Genomic DNA, 21,282 nt, shown 5'->3' with positions numbered 1-21,282 from the left:
TTCTGTGTTAGAAGGGCTGGACACGCAGGTTAGAGAAACGAAAAGGGGTGTTAGCGATGGGGCACATTATTGGCGAACGAATTGTACTAAGAGAATATCGAATGGAGGATTCATCTGCAATACGAAGCTGGGTTAACGATCCGGATATTACGTCTACTCTGAGTGATTTATTTAGGTATCCGCAAAGTATAAAGAAGACGGAAGACTTCATACATATGATGATGGACGGCAGGTCAGATACACACAAGAGCTTTGTCATTGCACATCAGAATACACTCGACTATATAGGTCAGATTGACGTGCTAAATATCTCCTGGAAGAACCGAACGGCCTCGCTTGCGATTGTTATTGGTTCGAAGAAAGATCAAGGAAGAGGTTTCGGCTCTGAAGCGATACGATTGCTGCAAAATCTAGTATTTAATGAGATGAATTTAAATCGGCTGGAGCTCCAAGTGTATGATTTCAATCATGCGGCAATTCATTGCTATAAGAAATGCGGCTTTGTAGAAGAAGGTAGAGCGAGGCAGAAGATTTATCGAAATGGGAAATACAATGATATCATTCACATGAGTATTCTAAAGAGCGAATATGATACATTAGTACAGCGTACGAAGTCGACCGCCTATGCACGTGATCTCGAAGGCCGAGATTAATAAGCTGGAAGACGGAAACTTGAAAACAGACGAATAGATCAACCAATCTACAGTAAGCTATAGCTTTTGACAAAAAACAGACAAGTATTTGTCAAACTTATGCTGATTCTGCGATTACCCGAGAAATAAAACTTAGCTGAGAGAGGATAGCGCTTGTGGCAGACATTTATTTTGACAATATGTGTTTATCTACGGATAGAGAGGTTGTTACGGACTATGAAGACATTTGCCGTAAGCTGCATGGATATAATATGCGAGCAACTGGTGGATTGCTGAAAGAGCCTGGTGACAGTATTCATCTCTATTTGAAAAACGAAGCGTCAGAAGTGGTCGGGGGAATATTTTGCGAGACGTGGTTATATGGACTATACATTGATGTATTTTGGATTGCTGAAGCCTATCGGAGCAAGGGATTCGGGCATCAGATGCTGCATGAAGCGGAGCGCAGAGGCAGAGAGTTAGGCTGCTTGTTTGCACATACGTCGACCTTCTCGTATCAAGCGCCTTCGTTCTATGAGAAGCATGGATATGAGGTATACGGCATTAACGATTTATTTCCCGGGGAAATCAAGCAATATTTTTTGAAGAAAAAATTATAAAAGGCACATGAACAAGAGAGAGGGAGTAGCATGGTCTATATTGAGCAAATTGAAATGAAGCATCTGCCGCAGCTGGCAGAGCTGTACGAAGAACTGATCGGTGTCAGTACAAACCTGGCGAAGATGGAAGAGACTTATCAAACGCTGCTTGAAGATAAGAGCTATTATGTGCTGGGTGCTTTTTATGAGAATGAGCTTGCAGGGTCGTTGATGGGAATCCTGTGTAAAGATCTGATTGGCGAGTGTGAGCCGTTCATGGTGATCGAAAATGTCGTAGTATCCTCCAAAATTCGAAGACAAGGCATCGGCCGAAAGCTGATGAATGAGATTGAAATGATCGCGAGACAGCAGAACTGCAGCTATATCATTCTCGTATCCGGCGGACAAAGAGTCGAGGCTCACCGAATGTATGAATCAATGGGCTATCGTGAAGAGCATGTGGAAGGCTTCAGAAAATTTCTGAAATGAAGTCAGGTAAGGCGGAGCACCTTTATAAGGGTGCTCTTTTTTTTGTGTGCATTGACAGTACAAAAGTATCTCAGTTACGATATAGAGCAGGAATGTCATATTATGGAATGTTCAGTTTGTATTTATCCGCGGATCAATAGTTAACTGAAGGAGGGCTGAAGCTCATGGAATCAGGCAAAGTCCACATGGTTCATCGTCCTAAGGATACATCAGGAGTTATATTCGTTCTTATTTTAATAGCGCTCCAAACTCAGGTATTTGTCTCTAGCTTACGTAGAGAATCGGAAATTTTTTGGATATTCTCTTTTTACATATTGTTATGTTTATACTACCTTATCATGATGGCTTGGTATTTCATTAAATACAAGCCATGGAAGCCAGTCGCATTCGAAGTGCTTCCAGACTCTTATCGAGTCGGGCCGCATCAATTCACTGCTACTGAGATTCAGTTCATTATTGTTAGAGGTTACTTTAATCCATGTGTTGGATTACAGTTGTTTAACAAGAAGAGAACGCCTATGTACATGCGAATTAAATTCCAGGATCAGAAGCAGGAAGATATGATTATGAAAGAGATCAAGGCGATGGCTGAGCGGCATCAAATCCCGGTGAAGAGAGGGAATTTCAGATATTAGATTGATCTAAGATCGATTATGATTACTTATAAGGTTACCGATAATGAGAGGGGAAAGTTCATGCAGCTATTCAAACCCACACCCGAGTTCATGGTCAGCCATCGAAAAAGATTCCGAACTTTAGTGATATTTGGAGTCGCTACGCTCTTATTGGGCCTAGTTAATCTGTCAGAGGACGGAGAATTGCTTACGATCCCGTTTATTCTGTATAGCGCCGTTCTTGCATTTGAAATTATAATCCTTCTTCTACAGCTGTCCAAGAAGCCCAAACTATTTAAGCTCGTTAATCATAAGCTGCAGATCGGTGATCGTATATATCAACCGGAGGATATTAAATCCATTATTATTGAAGAATTCTATGGTCCTTCTATCGCAATTAAACCAAAAGGACGCCGGATTGTACCTGTCATGAATGTTTACCGAATATCGGATGGCACGGATGCAGAGGATGCGTTCGAAACGATTCATGAGTGGGGAGATAAGTTTAGCGTCCCTGTACTTACGAAGCGAATATGGACACTGTGATCTTCTCGAATATCCAATCGAAAAAACTCTAAATCGGCTGAATGCAGATTTAGAGTTTTTTTGTGCACATTTAATTCTAAATATAACATGTCATAATTTACTCGCTGAATAGTTCATGACATGAACTATGCTGGATTTCGATCCTGATGCCGAAGGGTGAGCCAAATGGACAGAATTAGAATCAATTCAAATATGTTGGTTGCCGCCGAGCTTTCGATGGGAATAGGAATTAGCTGCCCGATAAACAGCAGAGCCGTCCCAACAAGGAGCCAAGCCCATTTTTGCTTCACGAGGACAAGGATACCTATGACGAGCAGAATCATGCCCACAATGATAACCATTATAGGCGGACCTGCCTGGCCCTCTGCGCTATATCTCATAACACCATACTCTTCCGTGAGAGTAAGATGCTGCACTTCGGCCAGCGTTGAGACTATGATCTGATAAATAATGAGGCCGGCTGTAATCAGCCAGGCACTGATCTGTGTAGCCATGCTTCGTCCCCATCTTACACCTGAGCGCTGCAGAATATAATACCCAATCAAGACAAGTGTAGGCGTAACAAAAGCATGCAGCCAAAAACGAAGACTGCTCAGCGTCATTAGCAGATCTCCTTCGCCTATTGCCTCTCCTGCAGCTATGATGCCGTTATCGTAAGCAAGGCTGAATGTAACGAGGAGAAGAAACAATGGGTAGCGAAACCACCTCCTCGTTCGTGAGAGATCGATCGCCATCCATAAGAAGAGGATGATATAAATCATGCTGATGATCGAGTATATCCAAAAATCCAATCCGCTTCGCTCCTTACTAAAATTATGTATTGGTAGGTTTGCTTAACATTTCCTATTTACCATGATCTGTTCATCCTGAAACCCTTTAATACCATGGCTGCATATCCATTTCTACAGCATACTTCAAATGATGATCATTATCTGTAAATTTCATGTATAAATTTCCCTAACGCCACAAATGATATAGGAAAATACAGGGAGGGAAGACAGAGATGTGTAAACGTTATTCACTGGCCGCAGATCTAGATGAGGTGCGTGATCACTTTGGGATACAACGAGTTATGTACTATTACAAGAACCGTTATAACATCAGTCCGACACAGCATGCTCCGATTATTCTCTATGAGGATGGAGAACGTATCATGGATGAGTATCGCTGGGGATTTATTCCTTTTTGGGGCAAGGATGCTGTTAATGCCGACTTAATGTCCGTTAGTGAGAATGTGACTTACCGCAAGATGGTGGAACAAAGACGCTGTGTCATACCTTGCAATGGTTTTTATTATTGGCGTCAGGATGGCAAGCGCAGGTATGCGGTACGGGTGGTTATGCCAGATCGCTCCATGTTCGGCATTGCCGGATTGTACGAGGTATGGAAGGATACTAGGAAGCAGCCGCTCCGAACTTGTACGATGCTGATGTCGGATGCAAACATGACCATTCGTGAATTTGATCACCGCATGCCGGCCATACTTACGCCAGATCAGATCGATGCATGGCTCGATCCGAAGATGACCGAAATGCATCGAATGCTGCCGATGATCAGATCATTTCAAGAAACGTTAATGGATGTATATCCTGTGACTCCGCTTGCCTTCAATGATAATCATGATTCACTGGAATGTGTCAAGGAAGTGGACATGCAGAGAGCGCTGGTTAAGAATTAATACTTTTCGCCGATACACTGAACCTAAAGAGTCCGGTCTGCATTTGTGATGTGGGTCGGACTTTCGTCTTTTAAATATCCTTATTGAGGGTAAGAGAAGCATAGATCAACAAATATTAAGTAAATTGTCGAAGGCATAGTCCATTAGATGGTTTCAAGTTACCTCAGTGCAGGACCGAAGCAGCTTGAAAGAATATATTCAAGTTACTATAATTGTTTCAGTAAGGTACTTGTAGTTTATTAGCTCTTTATATCTTACGAATATAAATATATATAGATTAAAGGAGTGGAATAGAATGAATCCCAAATATAGTCCGATTTTTGAGAAAGTGACTTTACCGAATGGCATTATTCTGAAAAATAAAATTGTCCTGGCACCAATGACGCATTCGTCCTCGAATGAAGATGGCACCGTATCCGATGCAGAGCTTGCATACTATGCACGTCGTTCTGGAGGAGCCGGAATGGTGGTCACAGCAGTTACTTACGTGACCGAGAATGGAAAAGGGTTCGTAGGCCAATTCTCATCAACAGATGATTCCTTTATACCGAGTCTGACCAAGCTGGCAAATTCCATTAAGGAACAAGGTGCCAAAGCAGTACTGCAAATTTTCCATGGTGGTCGTTTATGCCCTCCAGATGCTGTCGGTGGAGATGTTGTAGCACCAAGTGCGGTCGCAAGTGAAAGACCAGGCTCACCGATGCCTAGAGAACTTGCTGAATCCGAGATCGAGAGCATCATTCAAGATTTTGGTGAAGCGACACGCCGTGCGATTGCTGCCGGATTTGACGGTGTGGAAATTCACGGGGCTAACGGATACCTCATTCAACAATTTGTGTCCCCTCATTCCAATCGAAGAGAAGATCGCTTCGGAGGAGATGCACATCAACGGCTTACTTTTCCGCTAGAAGTAATAGACAGCGTGCAGGCAGCCGTTCGAGAGCATGCCAAAACTCCGTTTATGGTTGGATACCGTTTCTCTCCTGAGGAGCCGGAAACTCCGGGTTTGACGATGGAGGAGACCTTTATTTTGCTAGATGCAATTAAAGAGAAGAACTTGGATTATATCCATGTATCCTTGAATGACTTCTGGTCGAAGCCGAGAAGAGGAGCAGATGATTCGAAATCTAGAATGGAATGGATTCTGGAACGTGTTGGCGGCAAAGCTCCGGTAATTGGGGTTGGACAAATTCACACTCCAGATGAAGCCTTGGCAGCTCTTGAGACGGGAGTTCCGCTGCTCGCACTCGGACGTGAGCTGATCATTGAACCTGATTGGGTGGAGAAGATTGAATCAGGCAATGAAGAGCATATAGCGGTTAACTTAACGAAATTGGACCAGGAAAGACTGGTTATTCCTGACCCACTATGGAATATGATCATGAATGTACCTGGATGGTTCCCTGTCGTGGACTCAGAGTAATCGTATAGTTAATACTTAAGAAGTTGCTTATGAACTGCCGGGAAAGACTCTTGCACGAGTCCTCCCGGCTGTTCATGTGTTCAGTCTCGTTATTGATCTTCTATAGACAGGCTATGGTATGATAGGAAGGATTGGAGGTTACAGATTATGAAGCATCCCTTTATACTTAATGCCGTCTGGAATGGCGGAAGGAACAGCGATGGTACCATTGAAGCGGGTCAGTTAAAGACACAGATCTCCATCCCGAAGGAAATGGGCGGACCTGGAGTTGGGACCAATCCAGATGAAATGCTGCTTGGCGCTGCAGCAACTTGCTATCTTATTACACTCGCAGCTATGCTGGAGCGTTCGTCCCTGGAAACAGAGAGTCTTACTTTGACATCTGAAGCGACAGTGGATGTAACCAATAACATCTTTACCTACGAAGCGATTAAGCATGCTCCTGTGGTGACTTTAACGTCAACAGCGACGCAGGACGATATGGATAAAGCGATTCGTATTGCACACAAGGCAGAAAGCTCCTGTATGATCTCAAGAGCTGTAGCTGGGAACGTACTTATACAGACAGAGCCTATTGTACAAATAGCAGACAATTAAGGAGGAAGTTACAAAATGACAGCACAATCTCGACTTCTCGTATTTACGGGTTCTTATTCGGAAGCAAGCGACCCTGGTATCCATGTTTATGCATTCAATGAACAAGCAGGCGAGCTTACTCTGTTATCTGAGACATCCGGAGTGAAGAATCCGACTTTTCTTCAAGTCGATACCGAACATCAGCGTGTGTATGCGATTGGAGAAATAACGACGGCAGAAGGAACGAAGGCCGGGGAAGTGCTGGCCTATGCAATACACCCAGAGCAAGGCGAGCTTACGCTTATTAACCGTACTCCATCCGCTATTGCTCCAACCTGTCATGTGCAAATAGACCCTGAGTATCAGTATTTGCTCATATCTAGTTACCACGGCGGAGCAGTAAGTCTTGTATCGCTGAATGATGATGGCAGTGTAGGACAGATGGTAGATTCCAAACAGCACTCCGGTAAGGGAGCTCATCCAGAGCGTCAAGATCGGCCGCATGTGCATTCCGCATTTTTCTCACCGGATGGTAAGTATATTATGGTTCAGGACCTTGGACTAGATAAAATATATGTCTACACGATTGACCGTGATCAGCATAAGCTGGTACTGCATCGTGAAGTAAGCACACATGCGGGAGCGGGTCCAAGACATTTCGTCTTCCATCCGAATGCAAAGTTTGCTTATGTAATTAATGAAGTGGATTCTACCGTTACTTTCTTTACATATGAGGCAGAAGCAGGCGCATTGACCGAACAACAGACGTTGTCCACACTGCCTGAAGAAGGCTTCGCTGGGGAGAACACTTGCGCGGAAATTACGGTTTCCAAGGATGGACGATTCCTGTACGGCTCCAATCGCGGACATGACAGTATCGTAGTATATGCGATCTCTGAGGACGGTACTCTGAGCACGGTGCAGCATATTTCAACTGAGGGCGGGCATCCTCGTCACTTTGCCTTGACACCTGCGGGTGATCAGCTGCTTGCAGCAAATCGTGACAGCAACAATATTGTACTCTTCCAGGTAGACACGGAGAAGGGGCAATTGAGTTACACAGGCAAACAGATCACATCTCCGAAGCCGGTTTGTGTATGGCCGGTTTATCTATAATCTGTTCTGCTGGCAATACGTACGGTACAAGCAAACCATGATGTAACGAAAGACTTTCTATTAAAAAGGCATCTGATCCTTCCTCCTGCAGATGGAGGGGATCAGATGCCTTTTTGTCCTATTCTATTCTTTTAAAGGAAGCTGCAGAATGTAGCTGTTGGATAAGTTCATCAGCTCTAGTGCATTATAGAATTCTTCCTCGGTTGCTTGTGACTTACTGCCGGTCGTTCCCTTCAGCTTGTGATGCCAGCCGTCCTCAAACCCGCTTCCGGAGATGAAGACTTCACTATTGTTGACAAAGGAACCCGTTGGCAGGTAATAACGCTGCGGCAGCAGATTGTAATCTTTATTCACGAATAGATCCTGACCAAAGTGCAGATGTTCATCTAAGGAGATGCCGAGAAGACCAGCCAGTGTAGGCATAATGTCTGCCTGGCCGCCAACCTGCTTCTGTTCTCCAGCTGGCATATCATCTGAAGAAGTAATGATGAACGGAATATTGATCATGTCGGGATAGTCGTATGGATGTCCGAGCAGCTCCTCCAGCAATACCAAATCTTCCTCTTTAAGCGATGTGGTAGGGAGTCCCAAATGATCTCCGTATAACAGGACGATACTATTATCCCAGACTCCACGATTCTTCAAATCCTCGATAAATTTACCAAGTTCACGATCCGCATAGTTCTGAGAACGAATATAGTCACCAACCAGCGTATCGTCATAACGTTCAGGCAGGGTGATGCCGACTTTCTCCTCAGGCAAAGTAAATGGGTGATGAGCCGTCATCGAGATGACGTGCGCATAAAACGGGTTATCCGCCTGATCCATTTTCTCGAGCTCTTCCGCTGTTTTGCGATATAGAACATCGTCGGATGCCCCGAAATATACCGTATCTTCTTCTCCGAAGAAGGATTTATCATAGTAGCGGTCAAATCCGAGAGAGCTGTACAGCTCACCGCGGTTCCAGAACTCGACCACATTCGTATGGAATGTCGTCGTCGTATATCCGTGCTCTTTGAGCAGTCTCGGAAGACTCGGTAATTCTTGATCGACATACCGTTGTACAGCCGCTCCATCAGGAGGGATGTAATAGGAAGTATTGACGACAAATTCGGCATCCGATGTGTTGCCTTGACCGACTTGCTGATAGAAATTCGGGAAGTACGTATTGCTTTTGACCAATCCATTCAGGTTAGGTGTAATTTCAGTGCCGCCGATATGAAGATTAATGAGGAAATCCTGAAACGATTCCAGCTGAATGATAATGACGTTCTTGTCCTTGGCCATGCCTTCTAGACTAGATGGTGCAGCAGCCCCGTCAATTCCTTTTAATTCATTAATTCTCTCTTGGGTGATACGGGAGACAGGCTCCAGTTCAGGTTCTTCCTGATCAAGGAGAGTGTAGGCTTCGTAATTGAATATGCCCATGTTCTCTGCCTTGACAACCTCATTAAATCCTCCCCGATTGACATAAATATTGAGGGAAGAAATGATGAGCGAAATACAGAATAACGAAGCAATCAGCTTCTTGTTCACAGGTCTAAGGATCGCCTGCTTCCAATCCACAGCGGCCTTGCTGCGAATGAGCAGAATACCGAACACAATGATATCCGTGAAGATCAGCAGGTATTGTGGATCAATAAGAGAGAATACGCTATTGCTGACAGCGGTAACCTGATTGACCTGTTCAAGTGCTTTATACGTAGCGATCACACCATAGTATTTGTAATAAATAATGACGGCAAAAAAGATCGCGGTAAGCAGCAGGTTGAAAATCGTGTATACCATCAATTTTCGCTTGGTGGCAAACCATTCAATTAAACAGAAGATGATAAGTACAAAGGGAAGCTCCTTCAGCATGGTAGTCCAGGAAGGCCCATTCTCAAATACACCGAACCAAGCAATATAGCTCTTGAGCAGCATAATAAGAGAGAAGAACAGAAGTGAGCGTGAACAGACCAATCGGATCACGGCGGCTGTTCGCTGATAAATTGAGGATTTCTCCTCAAGCGGATCATGTGCAGAGGGCTCCTTAAGAGCCTGTGCTTCTTCGACAGGTGGTTTCATGAATATGACCTTGCCAAGGCGCATCAAAAACGGATGGCAAGTGTTTCCCCTCCCCATTACATTCTATGAATCTATTAAAATCGGACAAAGATAAGACAGTAATGCAATTATAGTACAGCTGATTCTTTTTTATCAAATCTGACATTTTTCCAGAGATGGAATGCTATTAAATGCTTGACATAACACATTAGTTACTTCCAGGTAACTACACCACTTCAAAGTGCGTACTTCCTAAATCGTAATCAACGATTATAAGATAGGGTTTGTAATCAATAATAAGGAGAGATGTTCGATATGAAATTACAGCTGGCACTTGATTTGGTAGATATTCCTCAGGCGATTGAAGTCGTTAGAGAAGTGGAGCCTTATATTGATATTGTAGAAATCGGCACACCTGTTGTCATCAATGAAGGTCTTCGCGCCGTTAAAGAAATGAAGGCGGCATACCCTAACCTGGATGTACTTGCAGATCTCAAAATTATGGATGCAGGCGGATATGAAATCATGAAGGCATCCGAAGCAGGCGCTGACATTATAACTGTCTTGGGTGCAACAGATGATATGACGATTAAAGGTGCAGTAGAGGAAGCGAAGAAGCAAGGAAAACAAATCTTAGTTGATATGATCAACGTTAAGGATATCGAAACACGTGCCAAAGAAATCGATGAGCTCGGTGTAGATTATATCTGCGTGCATACAGGATATGACCTCCAGGCTGTAGGCAAGAACTCCTTCGAGGATCTTCAAACGATCAAAAAAGCAGTGACTCGTGCTAAAACAGCGGTTGCCGGCGGAATCAAGCTGGAAAGCCTGCCAGAAGTCATTGCAGCAGGTCCCGACCTTGTAATCGTGGGCGGCGGCATTACAGGTCAGGAAGATAAAAAAGCAGTTGCAGCTGAAATGCAGCAGTTGATCAAGCAAGGATAGGCGCAAATGACAACAAGTACACAGCGAATCCTTAATGAGCTGAAGCAAGTCATTTCTCTTCTGGATGTTACAGAAATGGAACAAGCTGTAGCTCTGATTCTGCAGTCGAAACGCGTCTTCGTTGCAGGAGCAGGACGTTCTGGCCTGATGGGCAGAGCCTTTGCCATGCGGTTAGCTCATCTTGGGATTACAGCTTATGTGGTTGGAGAAACTACGACTCCAAGTATAGATCAGAATGACCTGCTCGTATTATGCACAGGCTCAGGGGAAACGAGAAGTCTTGCAGCTATGGGCGAGAAGGCGAAGCTGCTCGGTTCATCACTGCTTGTGCTTACAACGAATCCGAATTCAACCTGCGGTGAGCTTGCAGATGGAGTTATTCATATTCAAGCCAAGGCGAAGGAAGAACAAGGAAATGCCGAATCATTACAGCCGATGGGCTCACTCTTTGAGCAATCCTTACTGATCAGTCTGGATGGGATGATTCTTACACTGATGAATCGGCTGGACATGAGCGCCGAGCAAATGTTTCATCGGCATGCGAATCTAGAATAGCGCCTTATGCACCTCTTTTGCTGAGTAATGTAAGGTTGTAGTACAATGCTTAGGAAGGGGGTATGCACGTGGCATCGGAAGTAAAAGAGAGAATTAATCTAAAGGAAATTAATTGTGAGAAGGAACTGACGCTCGCAGTCATAGGGGGCAAGTGGAAGCTTATTATCCTCTGGCATCTAGGGCTTGAAGGAACGAAGCGATTCAGTGAGCTGAAGAAGCTGATTCCGCATATCACGCAGAAGATGTTGACCAACCAGCTCCGTGAGCTGGAAGAGGATCTGCTGATACACCGTAAGGTGTACGCAGAGGTTCCCCCACGTGTAGAATATACGCTCACAGATCACGGTCAGAGTCTAATGCCTGTCCTGCGATTGATGTATGATTGGGGCAAGCATTATGGGGAAACCGTGATCTGGAAGGACGGCAAACCGGAATAATGGTTTATAAATTACTGTATTCTAACGGGTAAGCATCTAGCTGTTTAAGTAAACTTAATTGAACGATAGTTTATTAATAGGATGGATTCTCTCAATTTTGCTATTGAGAGAATCCATTTTTTATAGCAAAAACTGAAGAAAATACAGGTTATTATATGATACAATGTCATTTATTGGTGCCATACAATGGTCAATAAATAGGCTGAGGAGAGGTGTATTTAATTGATGTCCAAAATTTTAACTCGCCAAGAAGTAGAACTTGAAGCAACATGGAATTTGAAAGATATCTTTGAGACGAAGGAAGCTTGGGAGAAGGAACTAAACGATGTCCAGCAAGACATTGCCTCTGTCACACAATACGAAGGAAGATTGAAAGAAGGCCCGGATGTGCTTCTTGCCTGCCTGATCGCACAAGAGGAACTCCAGGGTAGAATGAGCAGAGTTGGTGCTTATGCCCAGCTGGATTTGGCAGGAGACAGCATTAATCCCGATAATCAGATCAGCGCAGCTAGAGCCCGGGATGCTGCTTCGTCAATGAGCTCAGCGCTATCCTTTGTTAAGTCCGAAATTCTGTCTCTTCCAGATGGAATCATCGGGGAATACATAGAGAAACAACCTGAACTGAAAGATTTTGAACGCAGTCTGGGGCTGCTTCTGAAGACCAAGCCGCATCGACTCAGTGCAGAAACAGAAAAAGTGCTTACCTCATTTGGAGAAGTATTGGGAGCGCCTTATCGCATATATGAACGAAGCAAATTGGCGGATATGACTTTCCGTACAGCAGAAGACGGACGAGGAGAGGAAGTACCGGTATCATTTGCCCTGTATGAGAATAAGTATGTAGAATCCGCAGACACGGATTTGCGCCGTAATGCATTTCGTGCATTCAGTGAAACGCTCCACAAATACCGTAACACCTTCGCTGAGGCATATGGTACAGAAGTGAAGCGTCAGGTAATTGAATCACGTCTGCGCGGGTATGATTCAGTTACCGAGATGCTATTAACGCCCCAGCAAGTGACAACGGAGATGTATCACAACATTCTTGATATCTTGCAGGAAGAGCTTGCCCCTCATATGCGAAGATACGCCGCGCTTAAGAAAAAGGTGCTGAATTTAGATGAGATGACGTTTGCTGATCTGAAAGCTCCGCTCGATCCTGATTTCAGTCCAGGTATTACTTTTCAGGAAGCCGGGGATCTCATTAAGGAAGCCTTGTCTATTCTAGGGCCTGAGTACGGAGAGATCGTAGCGGATGCATTCGCAAACCGATGGGTGGATTATGCAGACAATGCAGGAAAACGAACGGGTGCCTTCTGTATGTCGATCCCCGGTGTGCATTCCTATATCTTGATCAGCTGGGCAGATAATATGCGAGGTGCATTTACGCTTGCTCATGAAGTAGGGCATGCGGGACACCTGATGCTCGCGAACAAGTATCAGCGTCCGACCAACTCCAGGCCTTCACTTTATTTCATCGAAGCGCCTTCGACTATGAACGAGCTGCTCCTGGCAGATCACTTGCTGCAGCGTTCTCAAGATCCAAGAATGCGCCGCTGGGTTATATCACAGCTGCTAGGCACTTATTTCCATAACTTTGTAACGCATCTGCTCGAAGGAGAGCTCCAGCGCCAGGTTTATGACCTCGCGATGAGTAATGTACCGCTGACGGCTGTTAAGCTGTGCGAGCTCAAAGGAAATATTCTGTCCAGCTTCTGGGGAGAAGGGGTTGTCATTGATGATCATGCAAAATTGACTTGGATGCGCCAGCCGCATTACTACATGAGCTTGTACCCTTATACCTATGCTGCAGGCTTAACGGCTTCAACGGCTGTAGCCCAGTTGATCCGTGAAGAAGGACAGCCGGCTGTTGATCGCTGGTTAGAGGTTCTCAAAGCAGGTGGTTCCATGAGCCCGCTGGAGCTGATGAAGCTGGCAGGAGTTGATATGACGCGTCCCGATCCGATTCGAAGTGCGGCAGCGTACGTCGGCTCACTGATCGATGAATTAGAGAGCCTGTATTAATCATAGAGAGAGGTCGTCGAGAAGGTGTTTAGTTCTAGACAGATTATAAATGTAGAGCCAGTCCATATGAGGACATTATTTAATGAGTTTCCAGATATACATGGTGATGGATTCTCCGGTGGTTTCCTGGGTGGAGCGCCGCCATTGTTCTCTATTTTCTTCACAGTGATTGTATTAGTCATTGGAGGGACCATACTATATGCGATCATTAACGGAATCCGTGTGTGGAGTAAGAATAACGCCGCAGAGCGAATGACAGAAGAAGCACGGGTGCTGGCGAGAAGAACGTATGTGAGCGGAGGATCAGGCGATTCAAGCGCAAGAACGAGTTATTATATAACCTTTGAGCATGCAGATGGACAGCGTACTGAGCTGCAGCTGAGGGCTGAGGATTACGGATTGATTGTCGAGGGTGACCGCGGCATATTGAGCTACCAAGGAACCAGATTTCTTGGATTTGAGAGACTCCGTCCCACAAGCTCAGAGCAGATCTAATAGAAGTCGAAGAGGAAGCAGCCCGTTAAGGGAAGCTCCTCTTTTTTTCTATATTTTTTTGCCTAAATTGCTGTCAAAAATCATGTGCGAGACTTATTTGACGATCAAAGTACAGCCTCGTGTGGCTCTGCTCCGATCCAGTCAAACATGCGTGCTATGGCAGCCTGATGCAGCTCCTGAGGAAAATGATGACCAAGTCCTTCATATCGATGAAAATCCACATCATCTCGTGAATGGTTTAATCGTTCGAACATTTTTTCTCCCTGACTAAAAGAGACCTGTACGTCATCTGTTCCATGCACGATCAGAATCGGACAAGGGATCTGTTCCGCGATTGCGAGAGGAGAGCGCTCCAGGTAAGCATCGGGATTCTTCCAGGGAGGACCTCCAATGACCCGTTTGAATGTTCGTCTGAGGTCAACTCGATCCTCATAGGTCTGCGTCATGTCAGATACTCCGCTCCACAAGACAAGCTTATGTATACTCGGCATCTCTACAGCAGTATAGGCTGCATTAATCGCCCCTCTAGAGAAGCCCATAATACTGATCTGTTCGGGATCAACGAAGGGGAGCTCAGACAATAGCCGCACTGCAGCGTATACATCATGTTTATCCTCTCCGCCAAATAAATCCCGGCCCTCACCGCCTTCTGTCCCACGATAAGAAGGAGCAAATACGATGTGATCGTGCTTCGAGAATTCCTCAACCCAATGGGTTCTCACCTTGCCGAAGTTGCCGATTCCGCCGCGGCAATAGATAAATACCGGCCACTTTTTTGATGTAAGCTCTGTATTGGTTTCTTGATGCAAGGTACTCGTCAATTGAATGGCAGGCTGCTCATTCGAACTAAATCTGCCGTGCAGCAAATCTCTTGCCGCTGATTCCGATAACTGATATCCCAAGGGCAGGCTGAGATATCCTTTGACCTGAAGTCCCTGGGACGGATATGTAACATGATAGATCATCGCTTGTCTCATCACCTTTGGTCTAGTTGTTTAGCTTGTATATTATACCCTTGTTCTCATGGTGATTAAACGAAAGAACGATGATCTCTTCAGCGATTTTTCAAAAAAGACAGCAGGGTAGATAGAAATCTTTCCTTTTCGTCATATATAAGATGATGTCCGCTTTGCTCAAATCGGTAGATCAGTGAGCCCGGAATTTCCTGCTGGATGGCTACGGCCGCTGTGAAGGGAACGATTTGATCATGAATACCGTGGAATATGCCTGTAGGCACCTCGATATATGTCATATCCTCTAATAAATCTTCATCTCGGAGTGCGACTGCGGTTTGAATAAGTGCGTACGACGCGCTCTCCATACAATTGTGCAAAAACCAATTCCGATACTCTGGACTGACATAACGATGAAATAGTGTTCCTGAGAAATCAGTGATCGCTTGCGGCAGATCTTGATGGAGCTGATCAATCAGCTGATCAAGCATTGGAAGCGGAATGCCGTAGGTTGATGACTCTTCTCTTTTGGCAAAGGCAGGGGCCGCTGCGGACACCAGTATAAGCTTATCAATTTTTGAGCCATGATGATATTTGGACATATATCGAATCGCGATCGAACCACCCAGTGAGTATCCGACGAGGGTTACATTCTTCAGATCCAGCATATCAATAACGACGGACAGGTCTTCTGCCATTCGATCATAATGATAACCATGCCAAGGCTTATCGGATTTGCCAAAACCTCTAAAATCGAGGCCGATACAGCGGAACCGGTGATGAGGGAGGATCTGATAAGCATAGTCAAAGACACGATGATTGCCCGGCCACCCGTGCAGGAACATGAGGGTATGTCCATTTCCGCCATCCTGTGGACGCAGGTCTTCAACATACAGATTTACACCGGATTCCACTTCAATGAACATGCTGTACTCACTCCTTCTAATCAAAATAGTAAACTCAGCTTACTCTATTCCTAATTTATGCGCAGTGTAAATGGACAATGCGGGAGAGTTGCAGCTGGTACCTTCTTTATCGTGTATGTCGGATGTTCGTGCGATACATGTGCTCCGATAAAAAAATAGATTTATTCTTCGAAACAAACATAAAATATGTTGTTTTTATTTGTTTGTATAATAAATTTTCTTAAAAATAATCATATTCAAACCAAAATAAAAGTGATATACTCCAATTAAGCGTTTACAACAGTACAAAAACAACATTTTGGGAGGATCGATCATGGTTCAGAATCTGTGGGATGAATCCAATGCAGGACAATTAAAGGAAGGGCTCGAAAGGTTAGTTTATCGTTCGAATCTGATTGGTTCGGATCGGAGGGTGTGCAACTGGGGAGGCGGCAACACTTCCAGCAAGACGGTTATCCAAGATTTTCGTGGCAGAGATGTTGAGGTTATGTATGTTAAGGGCAGCGGATCGGATCTGGCAACGATGAAGGCGGGTCATTTCACCGGTCTTCGGCTCGACGATATTAGACCGCTGATGGAGAGAGAGGAAATGACGGACGAGGATATGGTTGCTTATCTGGCCAACTGTATGATTGATGCGAAGCATCCGCGTGCCTCCATTGAAACGCTGCTGCATGCCTTTATACCACATCCTCATGTTGATCATACACACCCGGATTCCATCATCAGCATCTGCTGTGCGGATAACGGCCGTGAAATAGCGAAGGAAATCTTCGGAGACCGGTTTGTATGGGTTTCCTATGTTCGTCCAGGATTTACGTTATCCAAGATGATTGCGGAAGGCGTCATTAATAACCCGCAGGCTGAACTTGTTCTTATGGAGAAGCATGGACTGGTTACATGGGGAAGCACTTCAGAGGAAGCTTATGCGAAGACCATCAGCGTCATTAATGAAGCAGAGAGCTATATTGAGTCCAAAATAGATGAGACTAGTCTGTTCGGAGGAGCCCAACATGACGCACTGCCTCAACAGGTCAGAAAGGATATTGCAGCACAGATGATGCCGCTCATTCGCGGAGCTGTCAGCGACGAGAAGAAGATGATCTTGACCTATGACGATGCAGAAGATGTGCTGCAGTTCGTAAATGGCAGAGATTCTGCCGAGCTGTCTCAGATTGGTGCCGCCTGTCCGGATCATTTAGTACATACCAAGGTTGTTCCCCTCTTCGTGAACTGGACTCCAGATGAAGGGGATGTTGAAGGACTTAAGGAGCTGTTAGGCTCAGCCATCAAGGATTATAAAGCGTATTATGAACAGTACTTCGAACGTAATAAGCATGAAGGGGACATCATGTTCGAAGCCGCGCCGCGGGTCATTCTTATTCCTGGTATCGGAATGATTAACACAGGAAAGAGCTGGACTAATTCCAAAGTAAGCGGTGCCCTGTATCATCGTGCGATAGCTGTTATGAGAGGAGCTACTACGCTAGGCCAGTTCGTGTCGCTTAGTGAGAACGAATCCTACAATGTGGAATACTGGCCGCTGGAGCTGTACAAATTGTCGCTTGCGCCGGCAGAGACCGAGTTCTCTAGGAAAGTAGCTCTTATTACAGGTGGAGCTGGAGGCATCGGCAGTGAAACCGCAAGACTGCTTGTATCTGAAGGTGCCCACGTTGTACTTGCCGATCTGAATTTGGAAGGTGCTCAGAAGGTAGCTGACGAACTAAACAGCCAGTACGGCGAACAGCGGGCAATTCCAGTTCAGATGGATGTAACCAGTGAAGAGCAGATTCAGAGAGCATATGCTGAAACTGCACTGACCTACGGCGGAGTTGATATTATTGTGAATAATGCCGGTCTGGCCACGTCCAGTCCATTTGATGAAACATCTCTTAAGGAATGGAACCTCAATATCAATGTGCTCGGAACAGGATATTTTCTGGTCGCACGCGAAGCCTTTAAGCTAATGAAGGAACAGGGCATTGGAGGAAGCATGGTGTTTATCGGCTCCAAAAATTCCATCTATGCCGGTAAGAATGTCACGGCCTACAGCTCAGCCAAAGCACTTGAAGCTCATCTCGCCCGCTGCATCGCAGCCGAAGGCGGAGAATATGGTATTCGTGTCAATACGATTTTGCCGGATGCCATTCTGCAGGGGTCTGCAATCTGGAATTCCAACTGGCGCAATGAGCGAGCGGCGGCTTATGGTATTGAGCCAGATCAGCTGGAGGAGCATTATCGCAAGCGTACCACACTGCTCGTCAACATTTACCCTAGGGATATAGCCGAAGGTGTTGCTTTCTTTGCCTCATCGAAGGCCGAGAAAACAACAGGCTGCATGCTCACCATTGACGGTGGAGTCCCGGCTGCATTTACACGTTAAATCTTCAGTTTGATGTTCGATACACCGCGCACCTCGGAGGAGGCAAAATATACGGTTTGAACTAACTCATACTTCTTCCGAGTGCGCGATACATTTTCTTTTATCACATATGATCAAAGGAGAGGTCCTGATGACGGATAAAGCTTATGCATTGTTTGAGGAGCAGCAAACGGCAAGGGGAATTGATGTAGAGGCAGTCAAGCGCAAAATCAAGCAGTTCAAGATTGAAACACCATCTTGGGGTTATGGTGATTCGGGAACACGCTTCAAAGTATTTCAGAAGGAAGGTGTGCCGAGAGATCCATTCGAGAAAATGGAGGATGCGGCGATTGTTCATCGCCTGACTGGCCTTGCTCCAACCGTAGCCATTCATATTCCTTGGGATAAGGTGGGGGATTACGGCAAGCTTCGTTCCCATGCGGAGAGCCTGGGACTTCAGATCGGAGCAGTGAACCCGAATCTTTTTCAAGAAGACGACTATATGCTCGGAAGTGTAACGAACAGTGATGCGGCTGTGCGCCGTAAGGCAACGGACCATCTTCTTGAATGCGTTGACATTGCGAAGGAAACAGGCTCTCGTGATCTTAGCCTTTGGTTTGCAGATGGGACCAACTATCCGGGGCAGGGTGACATCCGGCAGCGAAAAAACTGGATGCAGGAAGCTTTATCCGAAATGTATAAAGCGCTTACGAAGGATATGCGGATGCTGATCGAATATAAATGCTTCGAGCCTGGATTCTATCATACGGATCTGGCGGACTGGGGCATGGCATACAATATGGCCTTGAAGCTGGGGGATCAGGCACAGGTGCTCGTTGACACAGGTCATCATCTGCCCGGAGCGAATATTGAACACATTGTCGCCTATCTCATAGATGAGAAGCGATTAGGCGGATTCCATTTCAACAGCCGTAAATATGCGGACGATGACTTAATCGTGGGAACTGTCAATCCTTATGAGCTGTTCCTTATCTTCTATCAAATTCTGAACGGGGCTGCGGATTCAGAAGAAGGCATCAGACGAGGAGTAGGCTCCATTGCATACATGCTGGATCAATCCCATAACATTGAGCAGAAAATACCGGCGATGATTCGTTCGGTGCTGAATGTTCAGTCTGCCTATGCCAAAGCACTTCTCATCGATCATAGAGAGGTGGCGGCAGCACAAGAGAAGAATGATGTACTGGCAGCTGAACATGCGATTCGCAAGGCATCTGAATTTGATGTGACCCCGCTGCTGCATGCGGTAAGAGAGGAAGAAGGCTTACCGATTGATCCGATGGAGGCTTATTTGACAAGCAGCTATCCGGAGGAAATTAAGGCACGGGGTAAGGGAGGGGCGAGTTGGTGAACATTCTCGCCTATGATTTAGGAGCTTCAAGCGGTCGAGCAGTCCTTGGACTGCTGAGTGACTCTCGTATCCATATCAAGGAGATCCACCGCTTCTCTAATGATCCGGTTATGGCAGGAGAGCACTTGCACTGGGATATACTTAGGCTTCTTCATGAGCTTAAGCAGGGTATGCTCAAAGTGAAGCTGCAGGGGGAGAAGATTACCAGCATAGGCATTGATTCTTGGGCGGTCGATTACGGACTCCTCAATCAGAACGGGGAACTGCTCGGAAATCCGTATCATTACCGCGACAAACGGACGGATGGTGTAATGGAGGAAGTGACCGCCAAGATTCCTGCAGAGCACATTTTTCGAAAGACAGGAATTCAATTCTTGCCCTTTAATACGATATATCAGCTTGCCGCTCTTAAGCGGCAGAACTCCTATATGCTGAAGGAAGCCGCCCACTTTCTGATGATTCCGGATCTGCTGCGGTTTTTCCTGACGGGAGAGAAATTCAACGAATTTACAAATGCCACAACAACCCAGCTGTTTAACCCTCGAACAGGGGACTGGGATACGGAGCTGCTATACCGGATTGGTGTACCGGAAGAATGGTTCGGTAAGGTGCTGACTCCGGGATCGGATGCAGGTGAGCTGAGACCTTCCATAATGCAGGAGCTGGGTATCCCTAGTGTTCGCTTTGTAGCAGTAGCTGAGCATGATACCGGTTCTGCAGTGGCTGCCGTGCCGGCAACAACACGATCATTCGCATATCTTAGCTGCGGAACCTGGTCACTGATGGGAACAGAGGTGGAAGCCCCTGTCATTAATGAAACCTCTCAGCAGCTGAATTTCACGAATGAGGGCGGAGCTAATCATACTTATCGTTTACTCAAAAATATTATGGGACTCTGGATCTTTCAGGAGACGCTGCGAGAATTTAAACGTGCGGGTAAAGCGTACAGCTATGATGAAATCTTAACACTTGCTCAAGAAGCTAAGCCTTTCCAACATTTTATAGATCCGGACGATCCGTCATTCTTGCCAGCAGGCACTATGACGGACCGCTTGGAAGACTACCTGATCAGAACCGGTCAAGGGTTACCGCAATCTGACGGGGAGATCGTTCGATGTATTCTTGAGAGCCTCGCCTTGAAATATAGGCATGTGCTTGATATGACAGAGCAGGTATCCGGACAGCAATTTGATGGTCTTCATATGGTGGGCGGAGGCATCAATAATAAGCTGCTGTGTGCTTGGACTGCAAGCGCGATTGGTAAACCCGTCTATGCAGGTCCTGTAGAGGCAAGTGCAATTGGTAATCTGGTTGTGCAGTGGATGAACCAGGGCATATTCAAGAGTGCGGCGGAGGCGCGGGCCGTTATACGCGATTCTTTTCCTGTCCTTACCTATGAGCCGGAGCATGCGGAAGCCTGGAGAGAGGCGTACAGCAGTTTTGCCAAATATACAGGTCTCGCTGCCTATGCTTAATCTGGGAGGAAGCCT

The 21,282-nt window shown here is 45.7% G+C and carries 21 protein-coding genes; 17 read left to right on the top strand and 4 right to left on the bottom strand.

Annotation, left to right across the window (positions count from 1 at the left end; all coding sequences use genetic code 11):
- Nucleotides 1-56 precede the first annotated feature (56 nt).
- From TCA2_RS00230 to TCA2_RS00210, 5 genes are all read left to right on the top strand, one after another.
- Complete coding sequence (locus tag TCA2_RS00230) at nucleotides 57-653, top strand: GNAT family N-acetyltransferase (protein WP_047909564.1); 597 nt, start codon at nucleotides 57-59, stop codon at nucleotides 651-653.
- A gap of 155 nt (nucleotides 654-808) precedes the next feature.
- Nucleotides 809-1,252: an N-acetyltransferase gene (locus TCA2_RS00225; protein ID WP_238546249.1), complete on the top strand. Its 444-nt coding sequence runs from the start codon at nucleotides 809-811 to the stop codon at nucleotides 1,250-1,252.
- A gap of 30 nt (nucleotides 1,253-1,282) precedes the next feature.
- Entirely contained in the window at nucleotides 1,283-1,720 is a 438-nt protein-coding gene (locus TCA2_RS00220) for a GNAT family N-acetyltransferase (RefSeq protein ID WP_047909563.1), read from the top strand.
- 164 nt (nucleotides 1,721-1,884) lie between these two features.
- Nucleotides 1,885-2,355, top strand: coding sequence for a hypothetical protein (locus TCA2_RS00215; RefSeq protein WP_047909562.1), 471 nt, complete (start codon nucleotides 1,885-1,887; stop codon nucleotides 2,353-2,355).
- Between the two features lie 60 nt (nucleotides 2,356-2,415).
- Nucleotides 2,416-2,880 carry a hypothetical protein gene (locus TCA2_RS00210; RefSeq protein WP_047909561.1) on the top strand — a complete coding sequence of 155 codons (465 nt, stop codon included), beginning with the start codon at nucleotides 2,416-2,418 and terminating at the stop codon, nucleotides 2,878-2,880.
- A 125-nt stretch (nucleotides 2,881-3,005) separates the two neighbouring features.
- Here the strand turns inward: TCA2_RS00210 and TCA2_RS00205 are convergent, their stop codons facing one another.
- Nucleotides 3,006-3,671, bottom strand: a complete 666-nt coding sequence (locus tag TCA2_RS00205) for a hypothetical protein (RefSeq protein WP_047909560.1) — start codon at nucleotides 3,669-3,671, stop codon at nucleotides 3,006-3,008.
- 212 nt (nucleotides 3,672-3,883) lie between these two features.
- On the opposite strand from TCA2_RS00205, the gene TCA2_RS00200 reads away from it, so the two are divergent.
- From TCA2_RS00200 to TCA2_RS00185, 4 genes are all read left to right on the top strand, one after another.
- Nucleotides 3,884-4,558 (top strand): SOS response-associated peptidase, encoded by a 675-nt coding sequence (locus TCA2_RS00200; protein WP_047909559.1) that lies wholly within the window; start codon nucleotides 3,884-3,886, stop codon nucleotides 4,556-4,558.
- 295 nt (nucleotides 4,559-4,853) lie between these two features.
- Nucleotides 4,854-5,981, top strand: a complete 1,128-nt coding sequence (locus TCA2_RS00195; protein ID WP_047909558.1) for an NADH-dependent flavin oxidoreductase — start codon at nucleotides 4,854-4,856, stop codon at nucleotides 5,979-5,981.
- A gap of 147 nt (nucleotides 5,982-6,128) precedes the next feature.
- The gene (locus TCA2_RS00190) at nucleotides 6,129-6,578 is read left to right on the top strand and encodes an OsmC family protein (protein ID WP_047909557.1); all 450 of its coding nucleotides are present in this window, start codon (nucleotides 6,129-6,131) and stop codon (nucleotides 6,576-6,578) included.
- 15 nt (nucleotides 6,579-6,593) lie between these two features.
- Nucleotides 6,594-7,673: a lactonase family protein gene (locus TCA2_RS00185; protein ID WP_047909556.1), complete on the top strand. Its 1,080-nt coding sequence runs from the start codon at nucleotides 6,594-6,596 to the stop codon at nucleotides 7,671-7,673.
- Nucleotides 7,674-7,796: 123 nt separating this feature from the next.
- On the opposite strand, the gene TCA2_RS00180 is transcribed toward TCA2_RS00185, so the two are convergent.
- Nucleotides 7,797-9,596, bottom strand: coding sequence for an LTA synthase family protein (locus TCA2_RS00180; protein ID WP_238546274.1), 1,800 nt, complete (start codon nucleotides 9,594-9,596; stop codon nucleotides 7,797-7,799).
- Nucleotides 9,597-10,034: 438 nt separating this feature from the next.
- Between TCA2_RS00180 and hxlA the strand changes: the two genes are divergently transcribed.
- The 5 genes from hxlA (at nucleotide 10,035) to TCA2_RS00155 (ending at nucleotide 14,179) form a co-directional block, all read left to right on the top strand.
- Nucleotides 10,035-10,667 carry a 3-hexulose-6-phosphate synthase gene (hxlA, locus tag TCA2_RS00175; RefSeq protein ID WP_047909555.1) on the top strand — a complete coding sequence of 211 codons (633 nt, stop codon included), beginning with the start codon at nucleotides 10,035-10,037 and terminating at the stop codon, nucleotides 10,665-10,667.
- Between the two features lie 6 nt (nucleotides 10,668-10,673).
- Nucleotides 10,674-11,222, top strand: a complete 549-nt coding sequence (gene hxlB, locus TCA2_RS00170) for a 6-phospho-3-hexuloisomerase (protein ID WP_047909554.1) — start codon at nucleotides 10,674-10,676, stop codon at nucleotides 11,220-11,222.
- Between the two features lie 68 nt (nucleotides 11,223-11,290).
- Nucleotides 11,291-11,659 (top strand): helix-turn-helix domain-containing protein, encoded by a 369-nt coding sequence (locus TCA2_RS00165; protein WP_047909553.1) that lies wholly within the window; start codon nucleotides 11,291-11,293, stop codon nucleotides 11,657-11,659.
- Between the two features lie 225 nt (nucleotides 11,660-11,884).
- Nucleotides 11,885-13,684: an oligoendopeptidase F gene (gene pepF / locus TCA2_RS00160; RefSeq protein ID WP_047909552.1), complete on the top strand. Its 1,800-nt coding sequence runs from the start codon at nucleotides 11,885-11,887 to the stop codon at nucleotides 13,682-13,684.
- 66 nt (nucleotides 13,685-13,750) lie between these two features.
- Nucleotides 13,751-14,179, top strand: a complete 429-nt coding sequence (locus TCA2_RS00155) for a DUF2500 domain-containing protein (RefSeq protein WP_081872126.1) — start codon at nucleotides 13,751-13,753, stop codon at nucleotides 14,177-14,179.
- 104 nt (nucleotides 14,180-14,283) lie between these two features.
- Here the strand turns inward: TCA2_RS00155 and TCA2_RS00150 are convergent, their stop codons facing one another.
- Both TCA2_RS00150 and TCA2_RS00145 read right to left on the bottom strand, forming a co-directional pair.
- Entirely contained in the window at nucleotides 14,284-15,144 is an 861-nt protein-coding gene (locus TCA2_RS00150; RefSeq protein WP_047909551.1) for a S9 family peptidase, read from the bottom strand.
- Nucleotides 15,145-15,233: 89 nt separating this feature from the next.
- Nucleotides 15,234-16,058: an alpha/beta fold hydrolase gene (locus TCA2_RS00145; protein ID WP_047909550.1), complete on the bottom strand. Its 825-nt coding sequence runs from the start codon at nucleotides 16,056-16,058 to the stop codon at nucleotides 15,234-15,236.
- Between the two features lie 313 nt (nucleotides 16,059-16,371).
- On the opposite strand from TCA2_RS00145, the gene TCA2_RS00140 reads away from it, so the two are divergent.
- From TCA2_RS00140 to TCA2_RS00130, 3 genes are all read left to right on the top strand, one after another.
- Nucleotides 16,372-18,441 carry a bifunctional rhamnulose-1-phosphate aldolase/short-chain dehydrogenase gene (locus TCA2_RS00140; RefSeq protein ID WP_047909549.1) on the top strand — a complete coding sequence of 690 codons (2,070 nt, stop codon included), beginning with the start codon at nucleotides 16,372-16,374 and terminating at the stop codon, nucleotides 18,439-18,441.
- 130 nt (nucleotides 18,442-18,571) lie between these two features.
- Nucleotides 18,572-19,792: an L-rhamnose isomerase gene (gene rhaI / locus TCA2_RS00135; protein ID WP_047909548.1), complete on the top strand. Its 1,221-nt coding sequence runs from the start codon at nucleotides 18,572-18,574 to the stop codon at nucleotides 19,790-19,792.
- On the top strand, nucleotides 19,789-21,267 hold the full coding sequence (locus tag TCA2_RS00130; protein WP_047909547.1) for a rhamnulokinase family protein: 1,479 nt from the start codon (nucleotides 19,789-19,791) through the stop codon (nucleotides 21,265-21,267). The genes rhaI and TCA2_RS00130 overlap by 4 nt, the downstream gene beginning before the upstream one ends.
- The last annotated feature ends 15 nt before the right edge of the window (nucleotides 21,268-21,282 follow it).

Origin of the sequence: Paenibacillus sp. TCA20 (genome assembly GCF_000732325.1) — a bacterium.
GTDB classification, from domain to species: Bacteria; Bacillota; Bacilli; order Paenibacillales; family Paenibacillaceae; genus Paenibacillus; species Paenibacillus urinalis.
Note: the sequence above shows the minus strand (reverse complement) of the source record. Positions and strands in the feature narration are given on the sequence as shown.

Excerpts from the sequence above, each read along its gene's own strand:
- TCA2_RS00200 (WP_047909559.1), top strand. The coding sequence starts at position 3,884 with ATGTGTAAACGTTATTCACTGGCCGCAGATCTAGATGAGGTGCGTGAT.
- TCA2_RS00220 (WP_047909563.1), top strand. The coding sequence starts at position 1,283 with ATGGTCTATATTGAGCAAATTGAAATGAAGCATCTGCCGCAGCTGGCA.
- TCA2_RS00215 (WP_047909562.1), top strand. The coding sequence starts at position 1,885 with ATGGAATCAGGCAAAGTCCACATGGTTCATCGTCCTAAGGATACATCA.
- TCA2_RS00140 (WP_047909549.1), top strand. The coding sequence starts at position 16,372 with ATGGTTCAGAATCTGTGGGATGAATCCAATGCAGGACAATTAAAGGAA.
- pepF (WP_047909552.1), top strand. The coding sequence starts at position 11,885 with ATGTCCAAAATTTTAACTCGCCAAGAAGTAGAACTTGAAGCAACATGG.
- TCA2_RS00155 (WP_081872126.1), top strand. The coding sequence starts at position 13,751 with ATGAGGACATTATTTAATGAGTTTCCAGATATACATGGTGATGGATTC.
- TCA2_RS00185 (WP_047909556.1), top strand. The coding sequence starts at position 6,594 with ATGACAGCACAATCTCGACTTCTCGTATTTACGGGTTCTTATTCGGAA.
- hxlA (WP_047909555.1), top strand. The coding sequence starts at position 10,035 with ATGAAATTACAGCTGGCACTTGATTTGGTAGATATTCCTCAGGCGATT.
- TCA2_RS00195 (WP_047909558.1), top strand. The coding sequence starts at position 4,854 with ATGAATCCCAAATATAGTCCGATTTTTGAGAAAGTGACTTTACCGAAT.
- TCA2_RS00180 (WP_238546274.1), bottom strand. The coding sequence starts at position 9,596 with ATGCTGCTCAAGAGCTATATTGCTTGGTTCGGTGTATTTGAGAATGGG.
- TCA2_RS00210 (WP_047909561.1), top strand. The coding sequence starts at position 2,416 with ATGCAGCTATTCAAACCCACACCCGAGTTCATGGTCAGCCATCGAAAA.
- rhaI (WP_047909548.1), top strand. The coding sequence starts at position 18,572 with ATGACGGATAAAGCTTATGCATTGTTTGAGGAGCAGCAAACGGCAAGG.
- TCA2_RS00230 (WP_047909564.1), top strand. The coding sequence starts at position 57 with ATGGGGCACATTATTGGCGAACGAATTGTACTAAGAGAATATCGAATG.
- TCA2_RS00145 (WP_047909550.1), bottom strand. The coding sequence starts at position 16,058 with ATGTTCATTGAAGTGGAATCCGGTGTAAATCTGTATGTTGAAGACCTG.
- TCA2_RS00150 (WP_047909551.1), bottom strand. The coding sequence starts at position 15,144 with ATGATCTATCATGTTACATATCCGTCCCAGGGACTTCAGGTCAAAGGA.
- hxlB (WP_047909554.1), top strand. The coding sequence starts at position 10,674 with ATGACAACAAGTACACAGCGAATCCTTAATGAGCTGAAGCAAGTCATT.
- TCA2_RS00190 (WP_047909557.1), top strand. The coding sequence starts at position 6,129 with ATGAAGCATCCCTTTATACTTAATGCCGTCTGGAATGGCGGAAGGAAC.